This window comes from Pseudomonas sp. RGB, from assembly GCF_007713445.1.
Classification (GTDB): Bacteria; Pseudomonadota; Gammaproteobacteria; order Pseudomonadales; family Pseudomonadaceae; genus Aquipseudomonas.
Map to the genome: position 1 here is coordinate 201,735 of NZ_VMSH01000002.1, position 13,842 is coordinate 215,576.

The window sequence follows — 13,842 nt, forward strand, 5'->3', positions numbered from 1 at the left end:
GGCTCAACGCGCCCGTGCCAGATCACGTAAGAACTGCAAGGCGTCGGTCGCCAGCGGTTGATACTGATTGAGAATGTCGGCCATGCCGATCCAGAAAATCCCCATGCCCAACACCAGGGTCAGCGGGAAACCAATCGAGAAAATGTTCAGTTGCGGCGCCGCGCGCGTCATCACGCCGAACGCGATGTTGACCACCAGCAGCGCGGTGATCGCCGGCAACACCAGCAACAGCGACGCGCCCAACACCCAGCTCAGGCGCCCCACCAGTTCCCAGAAGTGACTGACCACCAACCCCGAGCCCACCGGCAAGGTGGTGAAGCTTTCGGTCATGACCTCAAACACCACCAGGTGGCCGTTCATGGCCAGAAACAGCAAGGTCACCAGCATGGTCAGGAACTGTCCGATCACCGCCACCGACACGCCGTTGGTGGGGTCGACCATGGACGCAAAGCCCATGCCCATCTGAATCGAAATGATTTGCCCGGCGATCACAAACGCCTGGAAGAACAATGTCAGCGAAAAGCCCAGCAGCGCGCCAATCAATATCTGCTCGGCGATCAGCAGCAAGGCACTCAGGTCCAGCGCGTTCACCGGCGGCATCGGCGGCAGGCCGGGCACGATCACGACGGTAATGGCAAAGGCGAAATACAGGCGGATACGCCGCGGAACCAGGGTGGTGCCGAACACCGGCATGGTCATCAGCACCGCCGTGACGCGGAACATCGGCAAGATGAAAGACGCCACCCAGGTGCTGATCTGGGTGTCGGTCAGTGCCAGCACAGATTGCATGGGGTCAGCCGATCAACTGCGGAATACTGCCGTACAGCTGCAGGATGTATTCCATGAAGGTTTGCACCAGCCACGGGCCGGCGACGATCAAGGTGATCAGCATCACCAGCAACCGCGGGAGGAAGCTCAAGGTCTGTTCGTTGATCTGCGTCGCCGCCTGGAACATCGCTACCAGCAGGCCGACCAACAGGCTCGGCACCACCAGCACGGCGACCATCATGGTGGTCAGCCACAGCGCTTCACGGAACAGGTCGACCGCTACTTCTGGGGTCATGGCACTACACTCCGCCGAAACTGCTGGCCAGCGTGCCGATAATCAGCGCCCAGCCGTCCACCAGCACAAACAGCATGATCTTGAATGGCAACGAAATAATCAGTGGCGAGAGCATCATCATGCCCATGGCCATCAGCACGCTCGCCACCACCAGGTCGATGATCAGGAACGGGATGAAGATCATGAAGCCGATCTGGAACGCGGTCTTCAGCTCGGAGGTGACGAAGGCTGGTACCAGAATGGTCAGCGGCGCCTGATCCGGCGTGGCGATGTCGGTGCGCTTGGACAAGCGCATGAACAGCTCAAGGTCGCTGGAGCGGGTTTGCGACAGCATGAAGTCCTTGATCGGGCCCTGGGCTTTGTCGATCGCATCCTGGGCGCTGAGTTTTTCCGCCAGATAGGGTTGCAGGGCTTGCTGGTTCACCTTGTCGAACACCGGCGCCATGATGAACAGCGTCAAAAACAAGGCCATGCCGGTGAGGATCTGGTTCGACGGCGTCTGCTGCAGGCCCAGGGCCTGACGCAAAATCGAAAAGACGATGATGATCCGCGTAAAGCTGGTCATCAGCATGACAAACGCCGGGATAAAACTCAGCGCGGTCATGATCAGCAGGATCTGCAGGCTGACCGAGTATTCCTGGGCGCCGGCGGCGTTGGTGCCCAGCGTGATCGCCGGGATCGACAACGGGTCGGCCGCAAACGCCAGCGGCGCGGCCAGCAACAGCATGAGCGTCAATAAAACGCGCATTACTTCTTATCCTTCTGATCCTTGCCCAGCAACTCCATCAGGCGCTGGGCGAATTCTGGCGTGGCGGCCTCGGTTCTGGCCACTTCCACCGGCGACTTGAGCACATGCAGCGGGGTGATACGGCCGGGCGTGATGCCGAGCAGAATCTGCTCTTCGCCGACTTGCACCAGCACCAGACGATCACGCGGGCCGAGGGCGCGCGAGCCGATCATCTCGATGACCTGGCCATTGCCCGGGCCGATGCGCTGCACGCGGCGCATCAACCAGGCCAGCACGAAAATCAGACCGACCACCAGCAACAGGCCCAGCACCAGCTGGGTCAATTGCCCGCCGATGCCACTGCTGACCACGGGCGCCGCAGCCACCGCTTGCGCAACCGGCTCAGCCGCCAGGGCGCTCAATGGCAGCGCCAGAAACAGTCCCGCCATCGAATACTTCATATCAGCGCAACTTCTTGATGCGTTCGCTTGGGCTGATCACGTCCGTCAGGCGGATGCCGAACTTCTCGTTGACCACCACCACCTCGCCATGGGCGATCAGGGTGCCGTTGACCAGCACGTCCAGCGGCTCGCCGGCCAGGCGGTCGAGTTCGATCACCGAACCCTGGTTGAGCTGCAACAGGTTGCGGATGTTGATTTCGGTGCTGCCCACTTCCATGGAAATCGACACCGGGATGTCGAGGATCACATCCAGGTTCGGGCCGTCGAGGGTCACCGGGTCGTTGTTCTTCGGCACGCTGCCGAATTCTTCCATTGGCAGGCGCTTGCCGGCCGGCGCGGTGGCGGCGTCGGCGGCCAGCAGCGCGTCGATGTCGTCCTGGCCAACATCGCCGGTTTCTTCCAGCGCTGCAGCCCACTCGTCAGCCAGGGCCTGGTCTTCGGCGGAAGTGTTTTCGTGTTCGGTAGCCATTACATGTCCTCGGCGAAGCAAAAATAATTGTTGATCAGCGGCGGTTGATCGGTTCGATCACTTGCAACGCCAGGTTGCCTTTGTGCGAACCCAGCTTGACCTTGAACGACGGCACGCCGTTGGCACGCATGATCAGTTCTTCCGGCAATTCCACGGGAATCACGTCCCCCGGCTGCATGTGCAAAATATCGCGCAGACGCAGCTGGCGACGGGCCACGGTGGCGCTCAGCGGTACGTCGACGTCCAGCAGGTCTTCGCGCAGGGCCTTGACCCAGCGCTCGTCCTGGTCGTCCAGGTCGGACTGGAAACCGGCGTCGAGCATTTCGCGCACCGGCTCGATCATCGAGTACGGCATGGTCACGTGCAGGTCGCCGCCACCGCCATCGAGTTCGATGTGGAAGGTGGAGACCACGATGGCTTCGCTGGGGCCGACGATGTTGGCCATGGCCGGGTTCACTTCCGAGTTGATGTACTCGAAGTTGACTTCCATGATCGCCTGCCAGGCTTCCTTCAAGTCGATGAAGGCCTGCTCAAGCACCATGCGCACCACGCGCAGTTCGGTCGGGGTGAATTCACGGCCTTCGATCTTGGCGTGACGGCCGTCGCCGCCGAAGAAGTTGTCCACCAGCTTGAACACCAGCTTGGCGTCGAGGATGAACAGCGCGGTGCCGCGCAACGGCTTGATCTTGACCAGATTGAGGCTGGTGGGCACGTACAGCGAGTGCACGTACTCGCCGAACTTCATCACCTGCACGCCGCCCACCGCCACGTCCGCCGAACGGCGCAGCATGTTGAACATGCTGATACGGGTGTAGCGGGCGAAACGTTCGTTGATCATTTCCAGCGTCGGCATGCGTCCACGGACGATGCGATCCTGGCTGGTGAGGTCATAACTTTTGACGCTGCCGGGTTCGGCAGCCATTTCGGTCTGTACCAGACCATCGTCGACGCCATGCAACAGCGCGTCGATTTCATCCTGGGACAGCAGGTCTTGCACGGCCATGTCGTGATCCTACTGCAATACGAAGTTAGTGAAGAGCGCCTGCTCGACCACGACTTTGCCAAGCTCTTTCTGGGCCACTTCCTGCACGCTGGCAGTGACCTTCTGGCGCAGCATTTCCTGGCCTACCGGCGTGGCCAGGCTGTCGAAGCTCTGCCCGGAGAACAGCATCACCAGGTTGTTGCGGATCACCGGCATGTGCACTTTGAGCGCATCCAGGTCCGCCTGGTTACGCGCCAGCAAGGTGATGCTCACCTGCAGGTAGCGTTGACGGCCGTTCTGATTGAAGTTGGCCACAAAGGCCGGCAGCATCGGTTCGAAGATTGCCGGTTGCTTGACGTTACTGGCGGTTTCGGCGGCGGGTGCCGGTTTGCTTGCACTGCTGTGCATGATGAACCAGGTGCCGCCAATCGAGGCGCCGATGGCCAGGAGCAGGCCCAGCACGATCAGCAGGATAAGCTTGAGCTTGCCTTTGCCTTTGCCTGCGGGGGGAGTTGCTGCGTCGTCGCTCTTCGCCATGCCAATAATCCGTCACTATTCTGGAATTCATAGATCTACGGAAAGGCAAGAGCAAGTGTTATGCCAGAGTTGTCTGGTAACCCGGTAAGCGCGAACACCACATATCAAATGTGGGAGCTGGCTTGCCTGCGATGACGGTGGCTCAGCTCACATCTGTGTGACTGATACACCGCCATCGCAGGCAAGCCAGCTCCCACATTGACCGGGTTTCAACAGGTGTCAGGCGTAGTAATCAACGGCGCTGGAGCCGATCACTGTCTGGGTCACGGGCGCGACCGCTGCCGCCACCTCAGCGTGATCACCGGCATCCCCGCCATCACCCCGCCCGCCGCTGCCACTCACGCCGCGCGCCTGGTTCTGCTGCTGTTGATCCTGGCCCTGGCCCTGGCCCTGCCACCCACGCGACTGGTCGGAGACGTTGACGTCGACCTGCCCCATGCCTTGCTGGGCAAACATCTCCCGCAGACGGCCGGACTGGGTTTCCAGTGCTTCACGCACCACGGCGTGACCGCTCATGAACGTGACTTGGGCCTGCTGGTCCGCGGTCATGTTGACCTTGATGTCCAGGCGCCCCAACTCTGCCGGCTGCAATTGAATTTCTGCCGACTTGAGGTTGGCACTGGACAGGTACATCACGCGGTTGACCACTTCCTCGGTCCAGCCGCTCTGGTGCATGGCCAGCGGCGCATTCGCAACCGGTGGCAAGGCATTCGCGGTTTTCGGCGTGGCGGCCTGGGTCAATGCGGCGAGGCGGTTGGCGAAATCATCCACGCGGGTGTCGCTGCTGGCGTCTTTCAAATCCTTGAGGCCACCTTCGATCAGCCCGCTGAAGGCTTTGTCGCCGCCCTGGTCGGTGCTGTCCTTGGTGGCTTGCTGATCGACCATAGTCGCCAGGCCCGCAGCAAAGCTTTGCGCAGCGGTCGGCTGATCCTGCGTGGTGGTCGGTGCGGCTTTCTGCGGCGTCTGGCTACTGGCCGAAACGTGACCGCCCTGCTCCATCGCCAGGCGCACGGCGGGCATCGAGTCCAGCGGATCCGCTTGCGGGTCGAACGCCGGCTGCTTGGCGTCATCGGTGGCTGCCACAGCGGGCGCGACGACCGGCTGGGCCTTGTCGTCCTTGGCGGCTACAGGTGCCGGCGTTTCTACCGGGACGGGCACGGGGACCGGTGTGACCGCGGCAACCACTGCCGGGTCAACCACGGGATCAACCGGAGGCTGCTGCGCCACCGCCGGGTCGGCGGTTTTGTCGTCGTCATTGCTGGCGCTGTCGTCGGATTTAGCCGGCGGCTTGGCAGGCAAGGGATTGCCGCTATCGGCAACGGCCGGCTTGCTGGCGGCAGGCTTATCGTCGCCTGCAGCCGGCTTGGAGGGGGTGTCCGAGGGCTTGTCACGCGTGACTTTGGCCGAGGCCTCGTCGCTCTTGAGCGTCGGTTTCGGGCTTTGGTTTGCAAACACTTGCGCGAAGCCAGGGCCCTTGCCTCGTGGGTCCGCAGCCGCTACCGAGGGGGTGGCGGCCGGCGCTTGAGGCTTGGCCGCAGCGGCAGCCTGAAGAAGCGAATTGGGGGCGACTGGCATAGATAAGGGTCTCCACTGCACTGGGATCGGGGATGCAGTATCCAGAGGTAGAGCAAGAGTTGGGCCAGGTTTACCTCGAGCCCTCAATCACAGCTGAAAACGCTGACGCTCGTGTTCGTACAACGGCCGAACCAGCGCGAATTCCTGGTCGATTTCGTCGACCAGTTCATCCAGGTCCACGCGTGTCAGCTGCGCAGAGCCGTCTTCGAGCCGGCGGCAAAGTTCTGCCAACCGCACCGCCCCCAGGTTACCGCTGCTGCCCTTGAAGCTATGCGCGATGCGTCCCAGCGCCTTGGCATCGTCGCGAGCCTTGCGCAACGCTTCGACGCGCTTCTGCGAATCGTCAAGGAAGGTATCCAGCAGTTTCGGGTACTCGCCTTCCATCACTTCCTGCAAACCCGACAACACATCGGGGTCCAGATGAATCTCAGCCACTTGTTCGCTCCTTGATCAAGAATCGGCGGATTATGCCAGAGCCCCCCAGCAAAACTCCACGCACACACTGCTCCCGCCATCGGACCAGCGTACATCGCTGCTCAACTGGCGCACCAGGCTCAAGCCGCGGCCAGACAGACGGTCGACATCCATCGGCCGCGCCAGCACCTGCTCCACGTCAAACCCCGGGCCGCTGTCCTCAATGCGCAGCGTCATTTTGCCGCCCGTGGCGGTCGGCACCACCTGCACATGCACCCGCACGTAACCGCTGTTCAACTGCCCCAGCCGCTCATTGCGCTGGCGGTAATAGTCGGCGAACCCCTGGGCATCACGCTTGAGGCGCGAATCCAACCCCAGCACACCATGCTCCAGCGCGTTGGAATACAACTCGGCCATCACACTGTAAAGCGCCCCGCTCTGCCCCCGCAGACCCTGAATCTCCAGCAGCAACTGCAGCAGATACGGTAACGGGTTGTAGCTTTTGAGGGTCTGCGCACGGAATTCGAAACTCACCGACCAATCCAGCGGGCACGACTGCCCGCTGTCGGCGTAAACGGGCTCGGCCGCGCGCAACGGCTGGCCGGCCTGCAAGGTGATTTCCACCATGCTGACGTCATCGCGCGCCTGGCCACGAAACGCCGCCAGCGCCCGCTCGATGTCTTCGAATAACCGGTCGGGCTCGCGGTTGGCCGCGAACACCTGCTGCAAGCGCTCGGCGCCGAACAGCTGGTCATTGGCGTCAGCCGTGTCGAGCACGCCGTCGGAGAGCAAAAACACCCGGTCGCCCAGCGCCATGGGCCAGACCTCGGTGCCGTCATCGAACGCCTGCGCCGACAACACACCCAGTGGCAGGTGCCGCGACACCAATGGCGTGCGCTTGCCCGTGGCGACTTCATGCACATAGCCTTCGGGCATCCCGCCGTTCCACACCTCCACCACGCGCCGCTGGGCGCTCAGGCACATCAGCGTGGCGCAGCAGAACATGTCCACCGGCAGGATGCGTTTGAGCTTGGCGTTCATCTCGCGCAGGGTCTGCGCCAGGCCGTAGCCCTTGGCGGTCATGCCGTAGAACACTTCCGCCAGGGGCATGGCCCCCACGGCGGCCGGCAGGCCATGGCCGGTGAAGTCGCCGAGCAAAACATGCATGTCGCCGGAGGGTGTGTACGCCGCCAGCAGCAGGTCGCCATTGAACAGGGCATAGGGCGATTGCAGGTAACGAATGTTCGGCGCCGCATTGATACAGCCCGAATGCGCCACCTTATCGAACACCGCCTTGGCCGCGCGTTGCTCGTGCAGCAGGTAGTCGTGGTGCCTGGCGATCAGGTCACGCTGCTGCAAGACCGTGGCCTGCAGCCGGCGCAGGCGGTCCATGGCGTTGATTTTCGCTGCCAGGATCAACTGGTTGTAGGGCTTGGGCAGGAAGTCATCGCCGCCCGCGTCCAGGCACTGGGCCAGCGCCTCGCTTTCGCGCAGCGAGGTCAGGAAGATGATCGGAACCAGCGCCTCACCGGCGAGCTGCTTGATGCGCCGCGCGGCTTCAAAGCCGTCCATCACCGGCATCAGCGCGTCCATCAACACCAGTTGCGGGCGCTCGCGGGTAAACACCTCAACCGCTTGCGCGCCGTTGGTGGCGGTGAGTACTTGGTGCCCCTGACGCCGAATGATGGTCGACAGCAACAGCAAATCGGCGGCGCTGTCTTCGGCGATCAGGATCGTCAGCGGTTCAAGGACCGGGGCCAGGCTGCTCAACTGAGATCGAACAGTTTGTCAAAGTTGGAAATGGCGAGGATCTTGCGCACATCGGAGTTGCTGTTGATCACCTGGACTTCGGCATTGTCGCCACCGGCATGGTCACGCAACAACAGCAACATGCCCAGGGCCGAGCTGTCCATGTAGGTGGTGTCTTTGAGGTCCACCACGTAGACCTCGGGCACCTTGTAGAACCGCTCGTAGGCGTCACGAAAGGCTTGATGGCTACCGAAATCGAATCGCCCTTTGACGGTAATCGTCAATTTTTTCCCATCCAGGGATACTTCTGACACGACTGACATGCGACTGCTTCCTTGTCATTGGCAATGTGCAACAAGGTTTAGCAGGTGATCGAGGTATGGGCAACACAGCAAATCAAATGTGGGGGGCTGGCTTGCCCGCGATAGCATGACCCACCTCGGTACCTGCATCGCGGGCAAGCCCGGCTTCCACAGTGGGCCGGTGGCGGCCGTTAGTACTGTGATTGGCGGGGAAGTCGCTGTGACAGCTCGTCGAGCAGCTTCTGCTCGCGCTTGTCTTCAAGCGCCCGCGCTTCGTCGATGTAGCGCTGCACCAGTTTGCGCAAACCTTCGACCCGAGCGAACGCCGCCTGCCATGCCTCGCGGGCTTTATCGAGGTTGTTCTGGTGCCAGGCCAGGCTCTGGCGCTGTTGGCCTACGGCGGTTTCCAGCTGATTGAGGAAGCCCTGGTAGCCCATCAGCCATTGGCCGGAAACCCCCTTGCTGCCGCGCTCGATCCATTGCTGCTGGTATTCGCCGCGAAAGCGCTCCAGGTCGCCGAGCTTGCTTTCTGCCAGGCGCACCTGCCCCTGAAAATAGCCCAGGCGTTGCGCGGCGGTTTTTTCGGCCTTCTCCGCCATGTCCACCACTGGGGCCAGGCGCGAGGAACGGGTGCTGGCCATGGCTTAACCGCCTGGCGCCGGGGCAAAGATCGAGCCCAGATGCGCTTCGCTTTCGCCCATGCTGATCTTGTCGTTGAGGCCCTGGCGCAGGTAGGTCACCAGCTGCGGTTGCAGGGCAATCGCCAGGTCGGTTTCGCGATCACCGCCGGCCACGTAGGCACCCACGCTGATCAAGTCGCGGCTCTGCTGATAGCGCGACCACAGTTGCTTGAAATGCTGGGCGCGGGCCATGTGCTCCGGCGTGACCACCGCCGGCATCACCCGGCTGATCGACGCTTCGATATCGATGGCCGGGTAGTGCCCTTCTTCGGCCAAACGCCGCGACAGCACGATGTGGCCGTCGAGCACGCCACGCGCCGAGTCGGCAATCGGGTCTTGCTGGTCATCGCCTTCGGACAGCACGGTGTAGAACGCCGTGATCGAACCGCCGCCGGCCTCGGCATTACCGGCGCGCTCAACCAGCTTGGGCAGCTTGGCAAACACTGAAGGCGGGTAGCCTTTGGTGGCTGGCGGTTCGCCGATGGCCAGGGCGATTTCCCGCTGGGCCTGGGCGAAACGCGTGAGCGAGTCCATCAGCAACAGGACGTTCTTGCCCTTGTCGCGAAAATATTCGGCGATGCGCGTGCAGTACATGGCCGCGCGCAAACGCATCAGCGGTGCATCGTCCGCTGGCGAGGCGACAACCACCGAACGCTTGAGGCCTTCTTCACCGAGGCTGTGCTCGATGAATTCCTTTACTTCACGGCCCCGCTCACCGATCAGCCCGACCACGATGATGTCGGCCTCGGTAAAGCGCGTCATCATGCCGAGCAACACCGACTTACCCACGCCGGTACCGGCAAACAGGCCCAGACGCTGGCCGCGGCCGACCGTCAATAAACCGTTGATGCTGCGAATGCCCACGTCCAGCGGCACGCTGATCGGGTTGCGGTTGAGCGGGTTGATCGTCGGGCCGTCCATCGGCACCCAGTCTTCGGCCTTCATGCCGCCTTTGCCGTCCAACGCGCGACCGGCGCCGTCGAGTACGCGGCCGAGCATGCTCATGCCCATCGGCAGGCGGCCGGTATCGGCCAGTGGCACCACGCGGGCACCGGGGGCGATGCCCGCCAGGCTGCCGACCGGCATCAGGAAAATCTTGCTTCCGGAAAAGCCCATCACTTCGGCTTCGACCTGCACCGGGTGGTAGCTGTCGTCGTTGATCACCAGGCAGCGGCTGCCCATGGCGGCACGCAGGCCTTCGGCTTCGAGGGTCAGGCCGACCATGCGCAGCAGGCGCCCTTCGAGGATCGGCTGGCCGGGCAACTCAGTGGCCTCGGCGTAGCCGCTCAGGCGCTTGGCGAAGCTGGTACGTTCAAGGCGCATCGGCGGCGTCCAGGTCCACACTCATATCAGGCTCGGCCGGGTGCAGGGACTGTTCATGCAATTGATCGAACATTTTCGCCATGATCTGGCTGATGCGGGTTTCCACCGTGGCATCGATGCGGCTGTGCTCGGTTTCGACGCGGCAGCCACCGGGCAGCAGCGCCGCGTCCTCGACGATGCGCCAGGTTTCTTCATGGCGCTCGCGCAGGGCTTTGACCTGTTCGAAATCCTGCGGGTTGATGTACAGCCGCACATTGCCGACGCCCAATGGCAGCAGCTTGAGGGCTTCGCGCATCACGCTTTCGATGTGGCTGGAATCGAGCACCAGCTCGCGCTGGATCACTTGGCGCGCGATGTGCTCGACCAGCCCGACCATGGATTTTTCCAGCTGCGAATCCTGTTCGGCGATCGGGTCGAACAGGTTGCCCATCAAGCGCTCAAGGCTGGCCAGCTTGACGCTCAGCGCTTCCTCGGCCTCTTGGCGAACTTTGAGGGTGGTGCTGCGAAAACCGTCTTTTTCACCCGCCGCGAAACCCTCGTTGTAGGCCTCCTGGCGGATGGCTTCCAATTCTTCAAGGGTCAGTGGCTGGACTTCATCGAGCGGCACTTCTTCCATTTCGGCCGGCGTTTCAACCACCGGCTCCGGTTCAGGTTCCGGGACATGCGGATCGAAACTGGGCAACGACCAGATATCGAACCCGCCGACATCCCGCGCGCGAATCAGATCGCTGGGCGTCTCATCTTTGTTCGACATGGGCAGCGCCTTAGATCATTTCTTCGCCGCCCTTCCCGCCGAGAACGATTTCTCCGGCTTCGGCCATACGGCGGGCAATGGTGAGGATTTCCTTCTGGGCGGTTTCCACGTCGCTGACACGCACCGGGCCTTTGGCTTCCAGGTCGTCACGCAACAGCTCGGAGGCACGCTTGGACATGTTCTTGAAGATCTTCTCTTTGACGTTTTCGTCCGAGCCCTTGAGGGCCAGCACCAGCACGTCCGAAGACACCTCGCGCAGCAACGCCTGGATGCCACGGTCGTCAACATCGGAGAGGTTGTTGAACACGAACATGAGGTCTTCGATCTGGCCGGACAGGGTGTCGTCGATCTCGCGGATCGAGTCCATCAACTGACCTTCGACCGAGCTGTCGAGGAAGTTCATGATATCGGCCGCGCGCTTGATGCCACCCAGGGTGGTACGCGAGGCATTCGAGTTGCCCGAGAACTGCTTCTCGAGAATCGTGTTGAGTTCTTTCAATGCCGCTGGCTGCACGGTGTTCAGCGACGACACGCGCAGGATGATGTCCAGGCGCACTTTATGGTCGAAGTGGCCAAGCACTTCACCGGCCTGGTCCGGGTCCAGGTAGGCGACGACGATGGCCTGGATCTGCGGGTGCTCGTAGCGGATCACGTCGGCAACGGCGCGCGGCTCCATCCATTTGAGGCTGTCCAGGCCACTGGTGTTGCCGCCCAGCAGGATGCGGTCGATCAGGCCGTTGGCCTTGTCTTCGCCCAGCGCCGAGGTGAGCATCTTGCGGATGTAGCTGTCGGAGCCGACGCCCAGGCTGGTCTGGTCGCCGACGATCTCGACGAACTCGCTCATCACCTGCTCGACTTGCTCACGGTGCACATTGCGCATTTGCGCCATGGCCACGCCTACGCGCTGAACCTCTTTGGGGCCCATGTGGCGCAGCACTTGTGCGGCGTCGGTTTCACCCAAAGACAGCAGCAACACGGCGGCTTTGTCGACTTTGGTGAGCTTGGCAACAGCGGCTCGATCATTCATCTGCGTTAATCCACTCTTTCACGACCTGAGCCACACGGCCCGGGTCTTCTGCTACCAGACTCTTGATTGCGTTCAACTGAGCGTCATAGCCTTCGCTCGGGCTTGGCAACAGGATGCTTTGCGGGCCACCGAGGCTGACGCGGTCGTTGGCCAGTTCGCCGTCCAGGCCGCCCATGCCACCCAACTCGACGTCACTGCCAGCCAATGCCAGCTGCTTCTTGCCATGGCCGGTGATGTTGTTGAGCACCGGGCGCAGCACGCCGAACACCAGCACCAGGATGAACAACACACCCAGCACTTGCTTGACGATGTCCCAGAACCACGGCTGCGTGTAGAACGCCGGATCGGCGATCACTTCGCCGCGCTCGGCGGAGAACGGCATGTTGATCACGCTGACGCTGTCGCCACGGCTGGCGTCGAAACCGACGGCGTCCTGCACCAGGCGGGTGAAGCGCGCCAATTCGTCGGCGCTCCACGGCGCACGGGTGACGGCGCCGTCAGCGGCGTTGACCTTGACCTGATCATCGACCACCACCGACACCGACAGGCGATTGATTTTGCCCTGCTGCTGCTTGGTGTGGCTGATGGAACGGTCGAGCTCGAAGTTCTTGGTGGACTGGTTACGCTTGTCCGCCGGGTACGGTGCGAGCATCGGCTGGCCGGTGGCCGGGTCCATGATCTGCTGGCCGTTGGCGTCCAACAGTGGCTGACCAGGCTGAATCGCGCCCGCTGTCGCGGCGGCGCCACCGGTGGTTTGCGGTGCAGTGGCCGGGGCCGGTGGCTGGTTGCTCAGGGCACCCGGCACACCTTGCGGGCCATTGCTGGCGGTGCGTTGTTCGCTGGTCGATTGCTCGCTGCGCAGCGCCGGCTGGTCCGGGTTGAACTGCTCGGAGGTCGATTCGACGGCACTGAAGTCCACGTCGGCAGACACTTCAGCCTTATAGCGGTCGTTGCCCAGCACCGGCTGCAGAATGTTGTGCACGCGCTGAGTGAGCATGCTTTCCATGCGGCGGCTGTAGTCGAACTGCTTGCCGGCCTGGGTCAGCGCGGAGTTCTCGGCCTGGTCGGACAGCAGGTTGCCCTTCTGGTCCACCACGGTGATTTGCGACTTGCTCAATTCAGGAACGCTGGTGGCCACCAGGTTGATGATCGCCAGGACCTGGCCAGGCTCCAGGGAGCGGCCGGAAAACAGTTCGACCAATACCGAGGCGCTTGGCTTGCGCTCGTCGCGCACGAACACCGAGCTTTTCGGAATCGCCAGGTGCACGCGGGCGCCCTTGACGTTATTCAAGCTTGAGATGGTGCGTGCCAGTTCGCCTTCCAGGCCACGACGGTAACGCGTGGCCTCCATGAACTGGCTGGTGCCCAGGCCCTGGTCCTTGTCGAGAATTTCAAAACCGATATTGCTGTCGGACGGCGTGACGCCGGCGGCCGCCAGCTTCATGCGCGCACGCGCCACGTCATCGGCCTTGACCAGCAAGGCGCCGGAATTCGGCTCCACGGTGTAGGCGATGTCGGCGGCGGCCAGGGTTTCCATGATCTGCTTGGAATCCATCCCGGCCAGGCTGCCGTACAGCGGGCGGTAATCAGGTTGCTGCGACCACAGCACCACGGCAAAACCAATCGCCACGCTGGCAGCCAGGCCGACCATCAGGCCCACCTGACGCAACATGGTCATTTCGGAAAGGTTTTCCAGGAACGACAGGCCAAACAGCGGCGGCTTGCCGTCTGCCTTGGCGGGTACGTTGTCCACGACTGCTTCTGCCATGACTTAAATCT

At 62.4% G+C, this 13,842-nt stretch carries 16 protein-coding genes; all 16 read right to left on the reverse strand.

Annotated elements, in window-relative coordinates; translation table 11 throughout:
• Positions 1-3: 3 nt before the first annotated feature.
• Positions 4-789 carry a flagellar biosynthetic protein FliR gene (fliR, locus tag FPT15_RS04570; RefSeq protein WP_064453451.1) on the reverse strand — a complete coding sequence of 262 codons (786 nt, stop codon included), beginning with the start codon at positions 787-789 and terminating at the stop codon, positions 4-6.
• Positions 790-793: 4 nt separating this feature from the next.
• Positions 794-1,063, reverse strand: a complete 270-nt coding sequence (gene fliQ / locus FPT15_RS04575) for a flagellar biosynthesis protein FliQ (protein ID WP_003214552.1) — start codon at positions 1,061-1,063, stop codon at positions 794-796.
• A 4-nt stretch (positions 1,064-1,067) separates the two neighbouring features.
• On the reverse strand, positions 1,068-1,811 hold the full coding sequence (fliP, locus tag FPT15_RS04580; RefSeq protein ID WP_106576465.1) for a flagellar type III secretion system pore protein FliP: 744 nt from the start codon (positions 1,809-1,811) through the stop codon (positions 1,068-1,070).
• Positions 1,811-2,251, reverse strand: a complete 441-nt coding sequence (gene fliO, locus FPT15_RS04585) for a flagellar biosynthetic protein FliO (RefSeq protein WP_145158869.1) — start codon at positions 2,249-2,251, stop codon at positions 1,811-1,813. Before fliO ends, fliP begins: the two co-directional genes overlap by 1 nt.
• Before the next feature lies 1 nt (position 2,252).
• On the reverse strand, positions 2,253-2,720 hold the full coding sequence (gene fliN / locus FPT15_RS04590) for a flagellar motor switch protein FliN (protein WP_057700902.1): 468 nt from the start codon (positions 2,718-2,720) through the stop codon (positions 2,253-2,255).
• A gap of 34 nt (positions 2,721-2,754) precedes the next feature.
• Positions 2,755-3,723, reverse strand: a complete 969-nt coding sequence (gene fliM, locus FPT15_RS04595; RefSeq protein ID WP_010166091.1) for a flagellar motor switch protein FliM — start codon at positions 3,721-3,723, stop codon at positions 2,755-2,757.
• A gap of 9 nt (positions 3,724-3,732) precedes the next feature.
• Entirely contained in the window at positions 3,733-4,239 is a 507-nt protein-coding gene (gene fliL, locus FPT15_RS04600) for a flagellar basal body-associated protein FliL (RefSeq protein ID WP_145158871.1), read from the reverse strand.
• A 219-nt stretch (positions 4,240-4,458) separates the two neighbouring features.
• On the reverse strand, positions 4,459-5,814 hold the full coding sequence (locus FPT15_RS04605) for a flagellar hook-length control protein FliK (protein WP_145158873.1): 1,356 nt from the start codon (positions 5,812-5,814) through the stop codon (positions 4,459-4,461).
• Between the two features lie 87 nt (positions 5,815-5,901).
• Positions 5,902-6,249, reverse strand: a complete 348-nt coding sequence (locus FPT15_RS04610) for an Hpt domain-containing protein (RefSeq protein WP_106576461.1) — start codon at positions 6,247-6,249, stop codon at positions 5,902-5,904.
• A gap of 30 nt (positions 6,250-6,279) precedes the next feature.
• Entirely contained in the window at positions 6,280-7,998 is a 1,719-nt protein-coding gene (locus FPT15_RS04615; protein ID WP_145158875.1) for a fused response regulator/phosphatase, read from the reverse strand.
• Entirely contained in the window at positions 7,995-8,300 is a 306-nt protein-coding gene (locus FPT15_RS04620; protein ID WP_106576459.1) for an STAS domain-containing protein, read from the reverse strand. The genes FPT15_RS04615 and FPT15_RS04620 overlap by 4 nt, the downstream gene beginning before the upstream one ends.
• 170 nt (positions 8,301-8,470) lie before the next feature.
• On the reverse strand, positions 8,471-8,920 hold the full coding sequence (fliJ, locus tag FPT15_RS04625) for a flagellar export protein FliJ (RefSeq protein WP_145158877.1): 450 nt from the start codon (positions 8,918-8,920) through the stop codon (positions 8,471-8,473).
• Between the two features lie 3 nt (positions 8,921-8,923).
• Entirely contained in the window at positions 8,924-10,282 is a 1,359-nt protein-coding gene (gene fliI, locus FPT15_RS04630) for a flagellar protein export ATPase FliI (RefSeq protein WP_145158879.1), read from the reverse strand.
• The gene (gene fliH, locus FPT15_RS04635) at positions 10,272-11,036 is read right to left on the reverse strand and encodes a flagellar assembly protein FliH (RefSeq protein WP_145158881.1); all 765 of its coding nucleotides are present in this window, start codon (positions 11,034-11,036) and stop codon (positions 10,272-10,274) included. Before fliH ends, fliI begins: the two co-directional genes overlap by 11 nt.
• Positions 11,037-11,046: 10 nt before the next feature.
• Positions 11,047-12,063: a flagellar motor switch protein FliG gene (fliG, locus tag FPT15_RS04640; protein WP_106576455.1), complete on the reverse strand. Its 1,017-nt coding sequence runs from the start codon at positions 12,061-12,063 to the stop codon at positions 11,047-11,049.
• Positions 12,056-13,831, reverse strand: coding sequence for a flagellar basal-body MS-ring/collar protein FliF (gene fliF, locus FPT15_RS04645; RefSeq protein WP_145158883.1), 1,776 nt, complete (start codon positions 13,829-13,831; stop codon positions 12,056-12,058). Before fliF ends, fliG begins: the two co-directional genes overlap by 8 nt.
• Positions 13,832-13,842: the final 11 nt, after the last annotated feature.